Raw genomic sequence first — 20,775 nt, forward strand, 5'->3', positions numbered from 1 at the left:
GGGAGGATGTAATAGTGAACAATAAATCAAATGACAATGATGGAATTTTGCAACAAATGGGTTTAATACAAGGATCACTTCGTATGCCTGCATATAATGGAGCAAAACAAATGAGTACAATAGCAGGATCACTACGTATGCCTGCATTTAATGGAGCAAAACAAATGAGTACAATAGCAGGATCACTACGTATGCCTGTATATAATATAGCAAGACAAATGGGATCAATACAAAAATCGCTACGTGTGCCTACATATAATTTAGCAAAACAAATGATTACATTACAAGATTCTTTAAATATAGGGGCGTTAGGAAATGTAAGACAACTTTTGAATAATATCAACTATGAAGAATTAGAAGAAGCAATAAGTGGATTTGATGAAATTATTAGTATTGCTTCTGATAAATCGAGTGAAGTGAATACTAATCAAAAAACATATGATTCTGATGAACTTTTAGAACTAATTGATTCCAGAATTGCAGAACAACAAGCTAATGCTTCTACAGAGACTTTTACACTTAAACGATTTTTGTATGACTTAGCCTTAAATGTAAGTACAGAAATAGCAAAATATTTTTTGAATATTATTATATCTACATTTTTACTAGTAGGTGGTTATATTACTGTTGAAAATCACTTTTCTCTTGTTAATAAACTTCAGATTAATATTTATGAACATGAAGTGAATAATTACCGAGAAGTAAAGCAAATTATAAAAACGGATAACAACTTATCGAATTATGAATATTTGAATGAAATAGGTATTCTTAGAAAAGATACCTTTATTCGAAATAGTAATAATAGGAATTCTCATTTTTCGTATCTACATGCAATCCCTGAAAATACTGTTGTAAGCATCATAGAAAATAGAAAAAATTGGATACTTATTCAGTTCAAAATTGAAGATGAGTATGTAGAAGGATGGGTTGAAGAATCAAAAGTTATAAAATTCAAAAAAAGAAAACGAAAGAATTAATAAAATTAGGTGTTCAGTATCAACCAGTGTGTAAAGCTCAAATGCACAACATTACTTCTTAAGTATTTAATTGCATCAATACTTATTTTCGGGTAAACTTGTAAATATAAATTCATATTTCAATGGGAAAACCCCACTTTAACTACGAACTGTTTATTTGTTCGTGTGTAAAGTGGGGTTTTTTATTTTGCCTCTAATATTGATGAAAGGTCGGTAAACATATGAACGATAAATCAATAAAGAAAGGTAGGAGGAGATTTACCAAAAGGGTTATTAAAGTAGCCTTATGTTTTGCGTTGTTTAGTAGCGCTTCACTTTCGTATCTGTCGACCCAGGCTAATGCTGCTGAAAATAATACGACTAAAAAGTATACCTATACTGGTGGTTCGGATACTTTTGTTGCTCCGTATAAAGGTATTTATATTTTGACTGCTAATGGAGCACAAGGTGTGAATGGTGGTCTTGGTGGTTCAGCCGTAGCAAAAGTACAGCTTGAGAAAGATGACGTACTGGGAATCACAGTTGGAGGTCAAGATACCAAATTTGGCGGTGGAGCGGGGGCTAACAATGGGGGCGATCCGACTTCGATTATCGTTTTGAATGGTGATACACTGCTTATCGGCGGTGGAGGCGGTGGAGGAACAGGCGGTACTCCTGGAGGCCAAGGTTCAGGCACAAAAGGGCCTAGTGTTGGTTCAGGAACTGGTAAAGATGGTGCCAACGGTGGGGGCGGTGGTTCTTCTTACAGCTACACCTACGAAACTGGTTACTATGAAGATTACGGCCATTATGAAACGAGAACAAGAACAGAATATCGAACTGAAACTCAAGTCCGTTGTTCAAACGGAAACGGCAGTGACCATGCGGGTGAGTGTATTTATGATCACAATAATGAGTATACAGTAACTATCCAGGTTCCTTACACAGTTACTTACCAAGAATGGGTGAAAGACGGTAATAGATGGGTACATACAGGCTATTCAACGGTATCTGGTAAAGGCGGTAGTGGTGGCAGCAACTATTATTCAAAGTTAGTTACACAAATGAATTCACTTGTTGGTGTACAACCCGGAACCGGCACAGCCTCTATTACAGCGTATAATTACTTCCCAATATTAATAGTCAATACTGCTGAAACGGGGAATGAAATTGCTTATGGTAATAGTTTTATTGTGCGCGGCAATGTAAATGATCCTGATTCTGCGTCAGAGACAATGGATAATGTTAATGTGTTTTATTCAGTGGATGGTGGAGAGACAAAAAAACTCAACATCACCTCAACATCAGGAACAAACTTTGAAGGGGATATTCCTGGTCTATATATCGGTAAACATACAGTGAATTTATGGGCTAAGGATAACTTAGATGGACAATCTGAACTTGAGAGCGCAAAAGTGACCGTTTTAGATAAAACTCCGCCCGAAATTAAAGTAGATAATCTAAAAGACGATGACTTTGTGATTGATGGAATCACTCCTCACGTTGAAGTGACCGATGATACAGAGCCCATCACTACAACAGCTACTTTAGACGACAAGGAATATAAGTTGAGTACTGCCATTGAAGAAAGTGGCCAACATACTTTAATAATTACAGCCACAGATGGTGTTGAAAATACCATTAAAAAACTAATCAAATTCACCGTGAATAAAACTCCTGTTCTTAAAGAAGCAATAAAAGAGCAAGAAACCCAAAAGTTTAACGAGATTTCTATCGATTTAGATGAGCACTTTTACGATGCCGAAGATGAAGGCATGACTTATACAGCAGCTTCTAGTGATGAATCTGTAATTAAAGCAATTGTAGAGGGCTCTACATTGAAACTGACTGCACTAAGACAAGGTGAATTAGATATTAGTATTGTAGCTAACGATGGTCATAGTAATTCCAAGATAGCTACTTTTAAGAGTATGGTAAAAACTCGCCAACCAAAGCTAGAAATTTCGACAAAAGATTTAATCATCATTGGTGACAAAGATGATTTAGCAGTCGATGGGACCGTGTTGGACGAAGATATTGAGGATGTAACAGTAACAGGAACCATTAACGGTAAACCGCAAGCAATCAATGTAGCAGCAACGAATGAAAAAACAGAATGGATCTTAAACTGGTCTGAATTAGGGCAAGCAGTTTATTCTGATTTAACTTTCAAGGCTGAAGACAAGTTTGGCGGTACGAATAAAGTGGATTATCCTTATTTAGTAGTAAAGGTTGCGGGGGCTGCTAAAGATTATCAAGAATTAGCAGAGGTCTATGCAGCTGATCTTTCAGAGGATATAAATGAATTGACTGCGGACAAGCATAACTCTTTATTAGATGCCTATTACTCAATGGGAAAATTAGAAAATGAGAATACAGCAGATAACTTGAAGAATGCAAAAGCTAAAGTAGATCTTTTATCGAATGGAGTAGTGAAAGAGAATTATCTCCTGGCTTTAAAAGAAAAGGCTTGGAACTACACGCTAAATCACTTAGCAGATGTCGATTCATTTGTATTAACTTTAGCTGGCATTAATAACGTTGTAGCAAGCAATGAGAGTTTATATAATGCCAAAGCTGTGCTATACGATCAAGATATCACTTCTAACGTATTGTTGGGAGAATTTGACCGTAAACACATGCAACAAGTCGTTGATAGTATTAATTTGCTAGTAGCAGCTCAAACAGAATCAACGATGGAAAAATGGTATGAAGTAAAAGAGCAAGCTCTTGCCTTAACGATGGGTAAATACCAAAAAGAACTGTTAGAAACGGTGACAAGTAGCGTATTAGGTTTATTAGAGCGGTCTCCTGAAAAGTTGAAAAATGAGTGGTTAGAGAAATTCTTCGACATTTCAACAGAGGATGAAAATGAAGCTGATTATAAAGTTTATCTTAGCGATATTAATAAATCCTTAAACAAGCAACTTACCATTAATGATTTGATGAGAGTGACTGTAGAGGTAGATAACGTAAATGATTTACTTAAATCAGGAATCAAGAATCCAACTAAAAAATCTGTATCAGCATATACTCAAGCTGTTTCTGTTTTGGTTGATGGTTACTATAAAGATAGAGCTAAACAAAGTGAAATTAAGCTGAAATTAGCCCACCTTATTAACTTCCCAGAACAAAATAATGCGGATGATTTCAAATATCTAGGTTTAGTTGTTAATCCAGATAACCTTGAAGCTTATTATCCAAAATTAAAAGCCTACGTTGAAGAAATTGGAGCCAATAACTTTACGCTAAATGATGCTCAATTGATCATTAATGCTGTAGACACTTCTGTAGCAGCTGTAAATGAACTGAATGATGAAAACGTTGATAGCATGAGTAAAGCAATTGATAAATTACAGAATGGAAATTCTATATTTGCTGATTACTTAACTCAAATTGAAAAAGGTATCTGGGAAATAGCTTTAACAGCTCCAGATAAATTATCTCAAATGCAATTCCAATCAATTTTAGATTCATCCTTTGATGTTCAAAATTATGAAGAGTACAAAACAAATTTAACAAAGTATTTAGAAGAAAAAGGATCGCTTAGTAAAGATAATGTCTTGATGATTGTAAAAGTTACAAATGCAGTTATTAATGCCGAAAAGCATCCAACCTTAGAAAATGAAATAGAAGCGGATACGCTCACTAATCAATTAAATGAGGGTCAACTAAAACACGATTTTCTTAATCGTTTAGAATCCGTTTTAATTACCATAGCCATTGATGGACCTAAGGAAACAGAATTGGCCGCATTAAAAGAGCTTGGAATTACAAATGCGCTGTCTCATGACTATAAATCCGCATTCACCGATTACACTATTCATAATTCGAATGATATGCGTGAAGTAATTGATTATGTTAATACGCTTGTTAATGCACTAAATGATTGGACTGAAGACAATGTGAAAGCTCTAAGCGAGAAAGTGGAGCAGCTGCAAGATAGTGAATTAAAGAACCAAGGTAAAGATTATGTTGAGTTGCTTTCTGTATATCGACAATCGCTTATTTCTTTTGATACCAACCACACCCTAGAAGATATTAAATCATCATTCACAGCGTTGAAGAAGGATTCTTATAAGGAATTACTATCCAATAGTCAAAATGCGTTAGAGAAGCTTTCTGCTGCTATTAACGAGTTAACGTTAGAAGCAAAAGGAGAAGCAAAAGATGCAATTGACATGATGAATGCTAGTAAAGTGAAGGGTGAATTGTTATCCAAATGGACAGAATTACATTTGAAATATATAAACACCCATTTAGAAGAACTTAATCTATCCAGCTTGAATGACTTAGGGATTAAAGGTGTAAGCGAAGAATATATGCAAAAATATATAGATTCACTTATTCAGTACAAAGAAGATAAAGGAACAGAGTTATCTAAAGAGGATGTCCAACTAGTAGTAGATACTGTAAACATGGTCAATAAGGCAGAACTTTTAAATGATAGATCAGTCGCTAAAGAGGCACTAACTTTAGCTGAAACTTTGGTGAAAGGCGTTTTAAGAGATGAATTTACAAAAGATATGAACGATTTAATTAAGAAACTCACACCTCCTGCTGGAACGCCAATTGTACAGAATCCCGAAAAAGATTGGTTAACCTATGTACAAAAAAATCCAACTATCGTGACAGATGATGACCTTAAAAAAGCTGGGCTTACTGGGATTAATAGCAACTATATTGATGATTATCGTTCTTCCTTAGAACGCTATATGAAAGATAGAGGATGTATCCTTTCAAAAGAAGAGATTCAAAGGATTATAGATATTATCAATTTGTTAGGTTCACCTACTGAAAAGCTTAATTTAAGTGATAAAGAAATGAGTAAATTAAAGAACTTGATAGAACTTTTGGCAGAAGGCGAATTAAAAGAGATGTTCACTCGACAATTTGAAGCCAATAAACCAAATAAGCCAGATAATCTAGGAAAACCATCCGGAGAATTGACGACTCCAATAAATGTGATTCAAATTGAAAAAGGAAATGCAGTTGATATGAATGTTAGATTAAATCGTGTTTCGCTTGATAGCAATAAAGTGAAATTAAACATAAAAACAACTGCTTCCAAAACAATGAAGAAGCCACTACTTTCAATTTACACTGAAAAAGGTAAGAAACAGACGCTTTTAAAAAAAATAAATATTGGAAAGTTAGTTAAAGGCAAAACAAAAGTAATTAATTACACAACCAACTTACAACCTGGTAATGATTATAAAATCACTGCTTACTTAACTGATGGTAATCATAAGATTGAAGCTAAAAATTCAATTAATGCTAAACAACTTAAACACTATCTGTTCTTAGAATCAGTAAGTAATACAGTGAGCAAATAATAATTACTTGGAGGCTCGTAGCCTTGTATATAAGGCTACGGCTTTTTAACAAAATAATTTAAATTAGAAGGAGTAAATAATGAAGAAACAAAGTAGAGTGAAAATTATACTAACGATAGTATGTAGTGTATTTTTATTATTTAGTGCTGCTACTAGTCAGTCAGCTTCAGCTGCTGTACCAAGGGCTGTTCTTTCTAAACCAATTAGCGGTAAGATATTGAATAAGCCGGTAAATGTAAAGTTTGATGTCATATATCCTACTGATTTTTATTTTGCTGTTTTTATGGGGAACACTCTTGCAGAAAATAAAGAAAATGCCACTAAATACACTGTGACATTATTGAACGGGAAAAATGAGAGGAAAGAGACAAGCTCTATGAGTAGTTTTTACGAAGAAAAATCTAAAAACTATTTCTACTATCAAACGATAGATACTCAATTAGATCCTGGTCACTACACTTTAAAAATATCTTTCAAAAAGGGCGTTTCTTTGGTCAACACTCAACTTTATAATCTATATACAGACTATGAAGTGCGCGGGGGTAAAGTTTCTTCAGTCTCTTTAAAAACTAAATTAAAATCACCACAATCTCTTAAAAAGACTCTCGTATTGAATGCTAAGGCTAAAGGTGAATACTTGAAATACAGTTTTACCGTTATTGATAAACATAAGAAAAGAACTGTAATACGTAATTTCAGTTCTAAAAACACAGCAAACTGGAAACCAAAAAAAGTTGGTACTTATAAAGTTGAAGTACTGGTTAAGAACATAGTATCAGGTAAAACTGCTTCTAAAACTATTACATATAAAATTAAAAAATAACATTTTAATTTTATCCTGGAACAGTTCACTACTTAATCAAACTTTAAAACCTCATTTTGTTTGTGATGACACTTCAATCATATAAGCAAAGTGGGGTTTTTTACTTATTACATATCGCATAAAAGTGAGGGTTACGCATTGAATTTATTAATTAATATTGGCTTATTACCTCTTTTAATGATACCCATAATCTACATCATGCTGGCCATTTTAGCATTTATGGTATACAAAAGAACAAATATTAAAAAGGATATGTATCTTTCTATAACATATACAGTATTAACCGTATTTTCATTCATCATTTTCGGTTCCATTCATGAATCTAAGTTATCGTTTTGGGGAGTACCCTACCATATCGCAAGCGTCTGTTTAATGTTCCATATAGCAATAACAACTTATTTCACAAAGAAATACACAAAATTAGAATTATCGTTATGTACAATTATCACTATATTTCTTCTATTATCTCTTAGTATTGATATGCTTTTCGCAGGAATAATTGTTATGACAACCTTCCTTGCTGCAGGTATTTGGATGACATATCGAGGAATTCGATATTATGAAGATAATGTATTAAGAGGTATTGTATTAATTGCATTGGGGTTATTCGACTTTATCGGTCAATGGTTCCCCTTTGAAAGTGGAATTTTCTTATATGGTGTACTAGTAATTATGGCTATATTAATAGAAGCATACTACTACTTTTTACGTCTCGTTAATATGATACGTTCTGCAGGAATTAACAGCATTGTCGATCCAGTAACAAAATTGTATAATAAATCATTCTTACTGAAAAAAACAGAGAATTTATTAAGTAAACGAGAAATAGATATTTTATATATTGATGTTGATAATATGAAGCAACTGTATGATGCACAAGATCCAGACAGCAGAGATCAACTCTTATATAAAATTGGATTAATCTTTAAAGAAGAAGTAGGAGAAAACGGCTTTGCTTGTCGATATGAAGGGGCCAACATGGTCGGAATAATGATAGGAGATAATACTGAGCAAATCGCTGAGAATTTTCTTAAACGGGTTCATGTAGAAGCAAATGCGGCTATAAGTTATGGAATAGCATCCTCTATTGAAGTTTCAGATACAGGAGAAGTTGTAACGTCATTAATAAAGATAGCGAATGAACGAATGTGTATATTTAAAAAAGATAAAGAGTCTAATGTAATAGGTTGATATACTTAGTAGTTTTAAAATATAATAAGTTTCATATAGTTTCATGCCAATAAATCCATTTGCAATAGACTTAGAATTTAAATATTTAGACATTTTAATTTCTTTATACCATAAAGTATTGGAGGTAATTACTTTGCTAGTGATACAAATGGATACATTTCATTACCACCGAAGCAAAGATATAATATACGAAGCAGGTACAAATAAACTTTGTATCTTTGCTTGTATAAATATAAATAGAGCACAGAAGAAGGGGAAATTAAACAGAAGAACTATAATTGATGGACCTTCTTTTCTCATTGAAACAGATGTAAGATCTTCTGATCCGGATTATTTGGAGTTACCAAATGCTGACGTTTTTTATGAATTATCAAAAGATAAATATGACGAACTATTACACACTGCAAAGGAAGATAAAAAATCATTTATCTTATATGGAGACTAGATGATAGATGGAATCGGACAATTAATTCTAAAAACAATAACTGAATTATTTGGAAATAATTATATATATTTCTTAATTTACTTGTCACTCTTGTTTGTAACTATTTGGTTGTTCAGAGAATTTAAAAATAAAGTAGACAATGAAGAAAAGAACAAGAAAGAAAAGATAGAAACTATCTTAACTATATTAATTGATTTAAAATTTGAACTTAAAGATTTTTATCAGAACAAAGACAATTTAAAAATAGTAAAAGAGAAGTTAGTAAAAGCTTCTCCATACTTATCATACGAATTATGCCAAGATATCTATAAATTTAGTGAGCAGATAAACGAAAATGAAATTACCGAATTTATAAGTAAGCTTAGCGTTGAAATCGATACATATAAAAGTGAGCAAAATAATGAAATACTACAGTTAAATAAAATAACTATAGGAGGGATAATAGGTTATTATTATAAAACAATGTTTAAACCTGTAGTGTTACCTATTTTACTTACCCTTTTAGCTATTATTATGGGTTTGTTTTTACTATATATTTTTTTAGGATTGTTCCAATCAAAGTCAATTGTTGATAAATATTACCTCCTTCAACAAATATTTAATATAATTATTTTTGTATCATTAATTATTTTTATTATTGATTCATTAATAATGGGGAAATTAAATTGGCGTAAAAAAGAATGGATATCTATTGCTATACTTTTAACAGCATCTTTAATATGCTTGGGACTTTTTTCTGAATACAATTTTTTAGCTATAATAAATTGTATTTTATATATCTTATTTCCTAAAACAATAAAACTGTTTAAGAGAATAAAATATTTGTCAATAAAAAATGGAAAAATTTAATCTGATAAGTTGATTTTAAACACATCCTTAGTGGTGTGTTTTTTGATTTTCTTTTTTTCATTTCTTTGCATTCTTTTACTGAATTTATCTCATTTTTTTCATTAAAGTTATAACAGTTTCTCGTATTAATTTGTAATCAAATTTCACGATAATATATTCATAAAATTACTGAGTATTTCTCTTCTAAATCAAGTTTTGAAGATTGGAAAAGTATCTGATTAATTACAGTAAGAGAGAAGTAGAAATGGAATCTCTAGAAATATGAACTATATAAGGCGTGAAGAGTGTATAATTCTTATGGTATACGATAAAGGAATGCAGGTGAGCAAAAACACCTAAAACATTCTATAGATGGGAGACAAGAATTAATGAAATATTTAGCGTTAGATACAAACATTTATTTAGATATGGTTGTATCTAGAAATAAAAGTCATAAGCCTGAGGCATATGCACAAATGAAAAAACTTTTAGATTATGGTGAAATTACATTAGTTGTTCCAGCAATCGTAATTAGAGAAGTAAATAGACATATTAATAACGAAATTGAAAAAATAAATTCTCACTTAAAGTTAGTGAAAAAGAATGTAGAATCTTTATATTGGATAAATAATATAGATGAGATGAAAATATTTAAAGAAAAAATTCCTAACGTAACTAGCGTAATAAAGGAAGTGAAAGATCTCTTCGAAAGTAATAAAGAAAGATATATTAGTGATGCTGTAAATTTATTCAATGATTTATTTTCACATAGGCATGTTATTTGTTTAGAAGAAAATCAAGAAATCCTCTTTAAGGCTCATCTTCGCCAATTATACAAAAAAAGACCCTTTCACTATAGCAAACAAGTTAAAGATTTAAGTAAACAAGATAAAGATGCAAGTAAACAAGATAAAGATTCATTAGCTGATGCAGTGATCATAGAATCTTTAATAGAATATACAAAAAAAGAGTTAGATATTGACGATTGTATGTATTTTATAACCAGAAACACAGTAGATTTTTCAGCAGATGTTGAGAAAGATAAGTTACATCCAGAGATACAGGAAAGCATCTTATCATTAAATATTGAAAATCAATTTTTCTACAGAATTCATTTTAATAAAACTTTAATAGATGATTTCAAATTAGAGACTGAAAATGCAGGATTTTTAGAGGAAATACAGGCTGAAATGGAAGAGGAAAATTTAAAAGAAATGCTAAAAGAAGTACATGTAAGGGATATAGAGTACCATAGAGAATTAGGGGGATTGACCTCACTTTCAGCTGATTGGGAAGTAATTATTAACGAAAATGAGGACACCGAGAACTTTATTGATGAATTACTTAACTGCACTGAAGAATTAATTAGTCAATTTGATAATTTATCACAGGAACATGCCGATTTATTAGATAACATACAAAAATTAGATTTATTTAAAATCCAACAACGTATAAAAAACTTTAATAGTAAAGACAATGAGAAAATAACAATAACTGGTGAAATAACGGATATGCAAGATGCGATTATCGAAATTATAGATGAAAGAACAAATATTGATATAGAAAATTATGAAGCAACAAAAATGTGGAAATGTGATGACTACTTCACTTTAAATGATACACTACTACAGTGGGAAGACTTCGGTATTGGAGAATTAACTATAACATCAACTGGCCAATTAAACCCAGAAAATGAAGGAAAAGATGATATTGAGATTGAAGTAAATGACACTATTCTAAATAAGAATTTAAAAGGATCTATAGAAGTTTCATATGGTTATTTGTATTTCGATGAAGATAATCACCCTACAGATGGTATGCAAGAAAAAGTAGATGTCTATTTAGGAGAGGTTATAGAAACGGTTCAAGATGTTAAACAACATATAATAGATCAGATACAATATGATGAAGAAATTATTAGAGATATCAATATTAAATTAGGATTTATAAAATAACTGAGTTTGCATTTTTAAAATATTATTTCTTTTTGTATACTAGTATGTTAAAATTAGGTTGAACTTATTTTATTTTCTATTTTTATGCGGAATTTTTATTCTCGCGATTTCAACTACTACTTAAACCTTTGGGTTGATTAATCTAACAGATACTTATTTTTATTTATCTGTTTATAATCACTCCGAAGGTTTTTTTATTGAAAAATTTTCTATGAGTGCATGGAGAGCTATTACTAATCTAGAGAGGTGAATAAAGATGAATACTTATATACTGGCAGCTATTTTAACAGTGATAGGAGCAGCAGCAAGCAAAATACTAAATGTTAGCGATGATCGTTTAAAAAGGATTAAACCTATCGAAGAGTTACGTACATACTTTACTGGAGCAACAATATTTGGTTGTTTTTTGTTGAGTGTAAAATATGTATTAACTATTCTAATGTTAGGTGGTTTCGGTGCGGGATGCACTTATTTAGCAATTAATATAATAAAAATAAGTCATTTTGCATTTATCAGTCCTAAAGTTCTGAATTTCACGGTACCCTTCTTAATTACCCAAGGTTACTGGAAAAATAATTTACACTGTTTAATCAACTTTGTAAAAGCATTTGGTAAAGAAAGAATAAAGGACGAAGAGAATTCAGTTGCACATAAAGAAAAAGAAAGTATACTGTATCCTACAAATAGTACACAAAACGATTAAGAATTGTTATAATAAGGTAGAAATAATATCCGAGGAGGCCATTCATGACTCTCAAAGTTATTGATACCTTAAACCATCAGGAAAGAATACAATATAACAATACAATTAATTCCTTAGATAAAGAAAAAACACTATTCGGTGTTTTGTTTTTTATAGTAAAGGCACGTTTAATATTATTTAAGGCTAAAAGACGCTATCAAAAAAGCCAAAGAGGACAATTTAATAACTAAGAACGACTTACCAAAGAATTGGTGAGTCGTTTTTCTTTTGAAGGAATTACTATATGTTTGATTACTATACAATCCAATACTTTATATCTAAAACGACGAAATCGACCGAATTGATACTAAAAAAAATATAGGAAAAAATTAAATATGAGATAAAATATAAAAACACGAATCTACAATTCTGGAATTGTGAAAGAATATAAAAGAGGCCGAAATTATGAACCCATACGAGGAATATACACTTCACAAGAAGAAAAGCAGGTTATACTTGAAGTGTTCTATGCATGTGAGAGTAATGAAGAAAATAAGGCCGTTAATTAGGGGCAGTCAATAGACTAGCGTTATTTTTATTGTCGAAAAAGAAAACACAGTGGATTACCATTGTGAATTTTTTATCAAATCTATGATTATACGAAGTATTTGTACCACAACAGTCAAAATTAAATTTAGTAATTCTTTATTCTTTTTCTTCATCTTAATGCACCGCCTTTCTTTACCCTAGCAGTCGGTACATAAGATGGATCAATTGCGATAAAAATTAAAAATTGAGGAAGGTGAAATATGCTCCCACTAAGAATAATTGACTTAGACTTCAATTTAATTGACGAAATAACTCAATATGCATCGTTACAATCCATACGGAAGTGGCATGAAATTGGTGAAATCGAGGTAGACGAAACGTTAAAGAAACAGAAAACCCATAAAAAGGGCACTAAACTTGATATCATCAACATTGTACATGCTGAGAATGGTACTCCACATTTTATTGTATGGGAGCTATTGCACGGCTAATCGTGAGTATATAAAGGCATATACAAAAAAAGTTAATAATATAAAAGCCCCTTTAATGGGGCTTTTATTTCTCAATAATTCTTTTTATGAATTTTACCACCTATAATTTTTATAAACAGAGCGAGCCAGATTACTAATGGAACGGCAAGAAGTATTAAAATTGGCCAAAAATCAGCAAGGCTTAATAATTGTTTAAAGTGTTTGTAGAAATCACTTGAACTGAAAATAACAGCTGCGAAGATTAAATAGGAAAATATAAAAACACCGGTGGCAAATGCTCCATTATTAGCCAATATTCCTACCAATGATTTCTCTCGTTTAATTCCAAAAGAAATAAAAACAATTGTACTAACCCAACGTGTTAATAAGAATAACATTGATAAAACCGCTATTGAAAAAATACTGCCGATCATAACGACTTTCCAAGTAGGAGTTGATTGTAGATTTTGAAAAGCTGATGAAAGAATTTGCAATCCTCCAAAAACACTTAGAACAATAGCTGTGAATATTCCTAGTATAGTTATAAATTGAGCGTATATATTAGTAATTTCATTTTTTATTTCTTTATTTTTTCCTTGAATATCTTTTAAATCTTCCTGAGTTATCGCTAATTCAGCCTGTGTTGCATCTAACGCCTCTTGAGATCGTGACAATTCATAAAGATAATTAGACTGGAGTACTTCAAAATAATTTTTTTGTGCAAAAGAAAGTCTAAAATGGCGACCCATTTTCCTAAGCAATCTTTTCAAAGATTCGTCTTCTATCTGTTTTTCAATTTCGCTTATTATTTCTAAAATGATATCCAAATCAGATAAAGTAATCGAGGATTGGCTTACTATGTCGAAAATAGCGGGATAATCAATTTCAGTTTCATACTTAAATAATTCGGAAAACTTTTTACTAAGATTTGGCATTGCCTTTTTACGGTCATCTTCGTTATAGCAAATTTTTAGTATAAAGTGAAAGAAATTGGATTGATTGGAATTTGATCTGAGTGGGTTATTCATTATTTTCCCAAATCCTAAATCTTTTGTTTTCAAAATCGTTAGCTATCTCTTGAGTAGTGTATTCTATATGCCTTTCACCAGATAGTATTCTTCTTTCATCCTTCAGCCATGAATTATGTTTATGAGTTTCTTCTACCAAATCAAATGGACCTATAGGTAGTAATTTTAATATTGTCGTATCAATGATATCTTTGTCTTCTGAATCGAAATTATAATTTGTATCGGAATTTAGATTTTTAATTTCAAAATCATCCTGTAAAAGTAAATTGAAATCGAATACTTGGGGAACTTGTTTGATGCTCTCTGCACCTAAATGATTAAATCTAAAGTAAACCTCCGGAACAACAGGGCCATACTTCCATTTCTCGATTGATTCGTTAAATAAACTTTCTCCTTTTTCTAATAAGAATCGAGCCTCTAAAAAGTAAAGGATTTTTTGTAATTTCAAATTGTTTACTGGATGTTTTTTACTATGGGCTAATTCGATAATATAATTAGCAATTTGATTGACTGGATAAGTCATACACCCTTCCTCCTTTTAATAACAGCATATTGAGTTAAATACTGGGTTAGGCGAACTAATTATTATATCTGCTATTAAGTTTATTTAACAACAATAAAATATAAAACACAAGGAAAACAATCGAGAAAAGAACATTTGTTCTTTGTTATTATAACAAACAAACGTTCAGATTAGAAGGAGAAACACAATGAAAGAGCAGTTAATAAAAGCTATAGGGTTTAATCAATTGGTTGATTTATTGCGCTTATTCTGAAATGAAACAACGCGGCCTTCCATGTTACTAAACATGTGAACAGTCGCGTTTTTATAATAAGAAATAGATTGTTTTAAAAGCATTATTGAATATCATTAAATATACCAAAAAATAAAAATCACCAAAAAGTCACTTAAAAAATGAAAATCCATGAAAAAATATGTAATTGGAGATAAAATAGAAGAACACAAACCTTATAATTCGAGGGATTATATAGGAATATGAAAGGGGACGAAATTATGAACCCATACGAAGAATATATGCGTTCATGCTAATTATATCAACGATCACCCTTTCATATAATTTCTAACATTTATTCCTGAAAAACTATATAAAATTCACGGAGAAAAGAGGGGAAAAGGATGAGCCAAAATATATCAAAAGAAGAAATAGGAAATATTATTGATAATTATGTATTAGGAATGATTCAGTTAGATGATCCTTCCTTAGAAGAAATAAAAATTAAATTTCCAAATGAGACATTAAAATATGTCAAAAATGCTTTAGAAACTATAGTGAACTCCCATAAATCTGTTGAAAACACTTCTGATGAGCAAGAGAAAAGAGATAAGGTCGCACTATTACCTGTAATTAATTCTTCTTACATAAAATTAGAGCAATTGTTAGAATTTTGGTCTAAATAAAGATGAAAAGCTAGAAAACTTATTATAAGTCTTCTAGCTTTTTTATATATTATTACTAAATTTCTTATGCAGTCTGCTTCTTGTGTTTACTCTCATATCATTTGTTAGATATAATAGATATTTTTTTGTCTTAGACAGTTAAAAATATGGAAATATTGCTATGCGTTACTATAAACCCTTGAAATTCTTGGTGTTTTAATGCACTATCTTTCAGGTACGTAAAATTGCTAAATTGGTTCTAATGAAACCTTAGATACAGCACCAAAACCTTTAGTTTTTTTGAAATTCATATTATGAGGAAAATTGCTCATTGAATCTGAACAATCAATATCTTCAAAATTTAATTCATTTAGAATTCTTTTATCAATACCAACTGAAAGAATTAATACACGCTCTTCGTTACCAAAAGAATTAAGTTGATTGTCATAGGCGTGTATAAAGACAGTTTCTAATGGTAATAAAGCAAAAAGATCTCTTGCTATCCGTAGAATACAGCTGCAAATATAATCTTGTTGAAGTTCAAAGTATCTTGTTTTAGTCATTTGTTTTATTGATAGCTTACCAGTCTTCGTTAACTTCTTTTCCTCTTTAGGTATGATCTTATCAGAGTGAACATCAAACTCGACTTCCATAATTGATGAATCATCTGTTGAAAATTCAAAACCACTGCCAAATTCACTTAAATCATCTAATGGATTCATTTCTTCTATTACTCTGAAATATGTATGGATGTCACCATCCAGCACTTTTTTAGCTAATCCAGTAAGTTCACTCCACTCTTTTAATAAGTTTTCATCTTCCATTTTAGCTTGTTCAATTTGGTTTGATAATTCAATATAAGCTTTTTCATCCTTTTTGAATAGCCATTCGAAAAATCGAGGTTTGTATTCTTCATACTTGTCTATTGCATTTTTTTCCTTTGGACCAATTTCTCCAAAAGGATAGGGTGGTTTGCTATTTAAGATATTCTTCCAATCTACTTTCTCATCGCATTCCTTATGAATTGACTTTACAATTTCACAGCAATTATTAAATAATTCAACTTCATATTTTGCTCGTTCTTGTTCATGTTCTTTTAACATGATTTTTTCTTGAGCCTTTAACTTTTGAAGATCTTGATACGACTTTGTTTGATAGGGTTTTCCATTTGAACTTGAAGTGACATATGAAATACCAGTCCCTGGTATCCCTACACTCGTAGTTCTTCGTCCATTACTATTAATGCTATAACGTAACCCCTTGCCTCCAAAACTTAGTCCAGTACTTTTGTTACTGATATTTAAACGAACTCCAGGTGCAACTTTTAAGCTTTTGCGAAACCTTAATCCCATAATCATTTCCTCCGAACATTTTCTAGTACACTACATAGTTAGATATATTCTATATTATAAGGCATTTATATAATAAGTATAATTTTTTTAGGTATTTCGACATAAATCGACATGGTAAATATGATATAAGTATTAATGTGAATATAAAAAGTATATGGGAGGTAAAAATAGTGTTTAAAAGTAAAATAATGCTTACTGCTTTTTTATGCTCTTTGGTATTTGTATTACCATTAAGTGTAAGTGCGCATCCGGGCAGAACTGATAGTAATGGTGGTCATACTTGTCGAACCAATTGTGAAAAATGGGGTTTAGAATATGGAGAATATCACTACCACAATGGGGGTGGTAGTAACAGTGGATCGAGCGGATCCCATTCTAATTCAACTAGTAGCAATACGACACCATCTTCTAAAATTAATCAGCCAGTTTCTGAGCCAAAACCAAAAATTGATGCAAAACAAGTAAAAGCAGATAAACATCTTAAATCTGCGAGAATACTTTATAACAGTAAAGATTATAAAGGAACTATTAAAGAATTAGATCAGATATATGAATTAGGAAAAAATAGTAATCAGACTGATTTACTTATTCAAAGTTCACTATCAGCTATTTATCAATTAGCAGAAAATGCATTTGATCAAAATGATTATTCAAAAGCAAAGAGTTATGTAACATATATAAAAGAATACAAACGCTCTAGTAAATTAATTAACCAAAAGGCAGATGTATTGTTAAACCAGATTAAAACTAACGAAAAAATAGAGGGGAAATTATCTGATGCAACAATAGCAAGAGATAATAAGGAGTATAAAGAAGCGTTTAAACTAGTAAAAGAAGCACAAAAAATTAGTAACGTTAAAAAAACAAAAACTTTTTATAATGAAACTGTTAAAGCGTTAACTAAAGATGCAGAAATGGCTTATCATAAAAAGCAATATAAACAAGTAAATACCTATTATAATCTTTTAATCAGTGTTACAACTTCGGAAAAATTAAAGACAAAATATAAAATGGTATTAGAAAATATGGAAGAAGAGCAATTACTTCGAAAAAGTTTCGTTCTAGATTCCGGAGACTTAGAGGGTGAATCTCTATATACGCATTTAATAGATAAAAAAAATGAAACACCTTTTAATGAAGGAGTCGTAAATGATATCAAATCTTCTTTAGTAGAAGGAGTAAAAGATACAATGCATTTTATTTATAACATCAATATAAAAGAATTGTTCAAAGGAGGTAAGCAAGATGCCGCTTGAAAATAATTTAAAGCGTAAAACTCGATTCTTTCAAAAACCTTGGTTTATGTGGTTGTGGTTAATAATCTTGCCACCTTTAGGTATTCTTTTATTATGGAGGCAAGGGAGATTTACTAAATTTAAAGGCATTTTTATTACTTTGGTATTTACTCTATACTTTATTTTCCCGATTGTTGCTGTCATGGCAACAACAGTACCACTTTTCCAAAATCAAAAGGAATTTTTAAGTGCGTTTAATAACGAAGTAAAGGTGTTAGATTTAGCGTATTCTTTAGAGAATACTAAAAAAGAAAAAGAATCCATTACTTCTAAGTTGAGTGAAGATATAACTTTAGTTGAAAATATTGATGATAAGGGTGCAGTACAAGAGCTTATTATGGTAGGGCAAGGTGAAGGAAAAGATATCCTATTAACGATGGGATTATTAATAGGTACAACAAACACAAATCTAAGTCAAGAAGAGATCGGTCAGGTTTTAAAAGATTTGCGAATGTTTGATAAAAACTATAAATTTCAAATGAATGAAACGACAACAGAGAAAAATAATATAAGATATAATCTGAAATATGACCAATCTAAAGGTTTAATTTTTAGTGTTTCACATGTAAACTAAGTAAAAGCTTTAAGGGTATTATTTAATTGGGTAATAATTCCAAGTTACTCATAAATAGCTAGATCAATTGTGTTGTTAGTACATACTCCGCATTTTTTTATATTTAAGTAGTACAAAAAATATAGTATTTATCTAACTAATACGTTATAATAGATACAGTTATTTTTATTTTTCATCTATTGACGCTCTATTGAGTCGTGCGTGCAACTAACAATTACAGTCTTTGGACTGATTGAATTTTATATAGCAAACTTTTACTTGTTGCTATTAAAACCAATCATTTCAAAGGCTTTTTTTGTGCTTAAAAATAATAAAAGTCTGTTTTTAGGAAGTATAAATGTATACGAAAATTGCCGAATCTTAATATACTTTCGGAGTTTTCTCTAGTTTATTATGCTAATTCAGTTGTCACATTTGTATTAGTAATAATTAACTAGAGAAAGCTATATAAACATAGAAAATCATACAATTTTAGGGTACATATTTACTGTTTTTTACAGGTATTGGTGATACTTGTCCTGAAATCGTTGTATTTTAGGTGGTTCTTATATACCATGATATTATTATTTTTCAGTGTAAATTGTTGCTTTCGACATAATATTTAGAAAATTGGGGTTGACATAATGAATTCATTAAATATAAAAAAGCCAATAGTTGATACATTAGTAGATGATATTCGTGATACACAAATGATTGTAAAAAAATTCACATACAAATGTAAGCCAGCAAACAATATCATTAGTCGTCGTGCCAGTGGTCATCGTGATACCTCCTTATCGTTATCAAACCAATATTTGTCCGATTTGATTAATGAAGCAAATACGTTTGAAAGTAAGGTAATCAAACCTTTATCCGAATTTTGTCCTCATACTTTTTTGGTCAATATTGATGCCAGCGTTTCGGGCAGCTTAGACTATGAAAATGTTAAAGTTGAATTCCGGATTAGTTGTCCAAGTAGTAAAGTCAGTGAAATTAAAACGTTTAGAGAACCGCTTCGTATGCTATTGCCGTTCGCTGAATACTTAGAAAAGGTAACCGTAGGGGTACATAATTTCCGTGTTAACAATGTTGTAGGAGAGTTTACAATCTCTGCAGAGGATCTACTTATGGTTGTAGAAGATCCAATTCGCTATGAAAAATTGGCTGCACAGTGGCTAATTCACTTTCAGGATGTCTATAGACAATCCCGAAATGTATTCAGTTTTGAATCTACAATAGATATGTTTGAAGGAAAGATGTATACAAATGAAGTAAGCTTTGACCTTAGAACTAATTTTTCAAAAAAAGCATAGGGGGAGAAGTCATTGCTTAATTTTTATCCAATTCTATTATCAAAAATGAACACGGATACATTCTTACCGCAAGGCGAAGATACAATAACTGATGATGGCCAGATTAAAAGCAGCACATTTTCATTTACTGATGATATTGCTGATAAACTAACTTTTTTAGGTTCTAGCGGTTTCGATTGGTTTCTTAAATCCATAAACATCCTTTTTATTGTTGGGGTTATTGTAATGATTATGTCTATGATATTCAAAAATGTACAATGGCAAAAGTATGCGCAAACAACAATGCTTTGGTCTTTCATTTCACTAATGTTATTAAGAGGCATTCCGATCATTATTCTTTCATTCAAAACAAAAGCAGATGTAGATGCAGCATTTACCGCAGCCTTAAGTACGATATCTGAAGTCGCTATATTTACTAGTCTAATAGGGATATCAATAAGTTTGCTCTTTAAATTCGGCCACACCTTAATTAAACATCCAGAATACTATAAGTGGTACAAAAATTCCCGAAACATATCCATTATAATGATTTTATTCGCCTTCTTTGGTCCTATTATATTTGCTCTTTTATAATCTAAAAGTATATGCTATAATTTATTT

Annotated in this window: 18 protein-coding genes; 15 read left to right on the top strand and 3 right to left on the bottom strand. The window is 30.9% G+C overall.

Annotated features, from left to right (window positions below; all coding sequences use genetic code 11):
* Positions 1-14: 14 nt before the first annotated feature.
* The 10 genes from RST01_RS10260 (at position 15) to RST01_RS10305 (ending at position 13,256) form a co-directional block, all read left to right on the top strand.
* On the top strand, positions 15-977 hold the full coding sequence (locus tag RST01_RS10260) for a hypothetical protein (RefSeq protein ID WP_147196523.1): 963 nt from the start codon (positions 15-17) through the stop codon (positions 975-977).
* 221 nt (positions 978-1,198) lie between these two features.
* Complete coding sequence (locus tag RST01_RS10265) at positions 1,199-6,292, top strand: hypothetical protein (protein ID WP_147196525.1); 5,094 nt, start codon at positions 1,199-1,201, stop codon at positions 6,290-6,292.
* 79 nt (positions 6,293-6,371) lie between these two features.
* Positions 6,372-7,115: a hypothetical protein gene (locus RST01_RS10270; RefSeq protein WP_147196527.1), complete on the top strand. Its 744-nt coding sequence runs from the start codon at positions 6,372-6,374 to the stop codon at positions 7,113-7,115.
* A gap of 504 nt (positions 7,116-7,619) precedes the next feature.
* On the top strand, positions 7,620-8,306 hold the full coding sequence (locus RST01_RS10275) for a GGDEF domain-containing protein (protein WP_184117612.1): 687 nt from the start codon (positions 7,620-7,622) through the stop codon (positions 8,304-8,306).
* Between the two features lie 133 nt (positions 8,307-8,439).
* Complete coding sequence (locus RST01_RS10280) at positions 8,440-8,751, top strand: hypothetical protein (protein ID WP_147196532.1); 312 nt, start codon at positions 8,440-8,442, stop codon at positions 8,749-8,751.
* On the top strand, positions 8,752-9,600 hold the full coding sequence (locus RST01_RS10285) for an MFS transporter (RefSeq protein WP_147196534.1): 849 nt from the start codon (positions 8,752-8,754) through the stop codon (positions 9,598-9,600).
* A gap of 368 nt (positions 9,601-9,968) precedes the next feature.
* On the top strand, positions 9,969-11,534 hold the full coding sequence (locus tag RST01_RS10290; protein ID WP_147196536.1) for a PIN domain-containing protein: 1,566 nt from the start codon (positions 9,969-9,971) through the stop codon (positions 11,532-11,534).
* 256 nt (positions 11,535-11,790) lie between these two features.
* A complete protein-coding gene (locus tag RST01_RS10295; protein ID WP_147196538.1) occupies positions 11,791-12,237 on the top strand; it encodes a hypothetical protein in 447 nt (148 codons plus the stop codon).
* A 44-nt stretch (positions 12,238-12,281) separates the two neighbouring features.
* A complete protein-coding gene (locus RST01_RS10300; protein ID WP_147196542.1) occupies positions 12,282-12,467 on the top strand; it encodes a hypothetical protein in 186 nt (61 codons plus the stop codon).
* 558 nt (positions 12,468-13,025) lie between these two features.
* Complete coding sequence (locus RST01_RS10305) at positions 13,026-13,256, top strand: hypothetical protein (protein WP_147196544.1); 231 nt, start codon at positions 13,026-13,028, stop codon at positions 13,254-13,256.
* 71 nt (positions 13,257-13,327) lie between these two features.
* Here the strand turns inward: RST01_RS10305 and RST01_RS10310 are convergent, their stop codons facing one another.
* Both RST01_RS10310 and RST01_RS10315 read right to left on the bottom strand, forming a co-directional pair.
* Positions 13,328-14,296: a hypothetical protein gene (locus tag RST01_RS10310; RefSeq protein ID WP_147196546.1), complete on the bottom strand. Its 969-nt coding sequence runs from the start codon at positions 14,294-14,296 to the stop codon at positions 13,328-13,330.
* On the bottom strand, positions 14,256-14,786 hold the full coding sequence (locus RST01_RS10315; RefSeq protein ID WP_147196549.1) for a Panacea domain-containing protein: 531 nt from the start codon (positions 14,784-14,786) through the stop codon (positions 14,256-14,258). The genes RST01_RS10310 and RST01_RS10315 overlap by 41 nt, the downstream gene beginning before the upstream one ends.
* Positions 14,787-15,401: 615 nt before the next feature.
* Here RST01_RS10315 and RST01_RS10320 point away from each other — a divergent pair.
* Complete coding sequence (locus RST01_RS10320; RefSeq protein WP_147196551.1) at positions 15,402-15,683, top strand: hypothetical protein; 282 nt, start codon at positions 15,402-15,404, stop codon at positions 15,681-15,683.
* 227 nt (positions 15,684-15,910) lie between these two features.
* On the opposite strand, the gene RST01_RS10325 is transcribed toward RST01_RS10320, so the two are convergent.
* Positions 15,911-17,014: a DUF4236 domain-containing protein gene (locus tag RST01_RS10325; RefSeq protein ID WP_147196553.1), complete on the bottom strand. Its 1,104-nt coding sequence runs from the start codon at positions 17,012-17,014 to the stop codon at positions 15,911-15,913.
* A 170-nt stretch (positions 17,015-17,184) separates the two neighbouring features.
* Between RST01_RS10325 and RST01_RS10330 the strand changes: the two genes are divergently transcribed.
* The 4 genes from RST01_RS10330 (at position 17,185) to RST01_RS10345 (ending at position 20,748) form a co-directional block, all read left to right on the top strand.
* Positions 17,185-18,270 carry a YHYH domain-containing protein gene (locus RST01_RS10330; RefSeq protein ID WP_244946697.1) on the top strand — a complete coding sequence of 362 codons (1,086 nt, stop codon included), beginning with the start codon at positions 17,185-17,187 and terminating at the stop codon, positions 18,268-18,270.
* The gene (locus RST01_RS10335; RefSeq protein WP_147196555.1) at positions 18,260-18,883 is read left to right on the top strand and encodes a hypothetical protein; all 624 of its coding nucleotides are present in this window, start codon (positions 18,260-18,262) and stop codon (positions 18,881-18,883) included. The genes RST01_RS10330 and RST01_RS10335 overlap by 11 nt, the downstream gene beginning before the upstream one ends.
* Before the next feature lie 623 nt (positions 18,884-19,506).
* Positions 19,507-20,175 carry a hypothetical protein gene (locus tag RST01_RS10340; RefSeq protein WP_147196557.1) on the top strand — a complete coding sequence of 223 codons (669 nt, stop codon included), beginning with the start codon at positions 19,507-19,509 and terminating at the stop codon, positions 20,173-20,175.
* Between the two features lie 12 nt (positions 20,176-20,187).
* A complete protein-coding gene (locus tag RST01_RS10345; RefSeq protein ID WP_147196559.1) occupies positions 20,188-20,748 on the top strand; it encodes a hypothetical protein in 561 nt (186 codons plus the stop codon).
* Positions 20,749-20,775 lie beyond the last annotated feature (27 nt).

The sequence above is a fragment of the Rummeliibacillus stabekisii genome, assembly GCF_007988965.1.
Taxonomy (GTDB): Bacteria; Bacillota; Bacilli; order Bacillales_A; family Planococcaceae; genus Rummeliibacillus; species Rummeliibacillus stabekisii.

What these genes read in the sequence shown, in the direction of transcription:
- RST01_RS10265 (WP_147196525.1), top strand. Translation starts at nt 1,199, where the DNA reads ATGAACGATAAATCAATAAAGAAAGGTAGGAGGAGATTTACCAAAAGG.
- RST01_RS10315 (WP_147196549.1), bottom strand. Translation starts at nt 14,786, where the DNA reads ATGACTTATCCAGTCAATCAAATTGCTAATTATATTATCGAATTAGCC.
- RST01_RS10340 (WP_147196557.1), top strand. Translation starts at nt 19,507, where the DNA reads ATGAATTCATTAAATATAAAAAAGCCAATAGTTGATACATTAGTAGAT.
- RST01_RS10270 (WP_147196527.1), top strand. Translation starts at nt 6,372, where the DNA reads ATGAAGAAACAAAGTAGAGTGAAAATTATACTAACGATAGTATGTAGT.
- RST01_RS10275 (WP_184117612.1), top strand. Translation starts at nt 7,620, where the DNA reads ATGACAACCTTCCTTGCTGCAGGTATTTGGATGACATATCGAGGAATT.
- RST01_RS10325 (WP_147196553.1), bottom strand. Translation starts at nt 17,014, where the DNA reads ATGGGATTAAGGTTTCGCAAAAGCTTAAAAGTTGCACCTGGAGTTCGT.
- RST01_RS10305 (WP_147196544.1), top strand. Translation starts at nt 13,026, where the DNA reads ATGCTCCCACTAAGAATAATTGACTTAGACTTCAATTTAATTGACGAA.
- RST01_RS10285 (WP_147196534.1), top strand. Translation starts at nt 8,752, where the DNA reads ATGATAGATGGAATCGGACAATTAATTCTAAAAACAATAACTGAATTA.
- RST01_RS10335 (WP_147196555.1), top strand. Translation starts at nt 18,260, where the DNA reads ATGCCGCTTGAAAATAATTTAAAGCGTAAAACTCGATTCTTTCAAAAA.
- RST01_RS10290 (WP_147196536.1), top strand. Translation starts at nt 9,969, where the DNA reads ATGAAATATTTAGCGTTAGATACAAACATTTATTTAGATATGGTTGTA.
- RST01_RS10295 (WP_147196538.1), top strand. Translation starts at nt 11,791, where the DNA reads ATGAATACTTATATACTGGCAGCTATTTTAACAGTGATAGGAGCAGCA.
- RST01_RS10320 (WP_147196551.1), top strand. Translation starts at nt 15,402, where the DNA reads ATGAGCCAAAATATATCAAAAGAAGAAATAGGAAATATTATTGATAAT.
- RST01_RS10300 (WP_147196542.1), top strand. Translation starts at nt 12,282, where the DNA reads ATGACTCTCAAAGTTATTGATACCTTAAACCATCAGGAAAGAATACAA.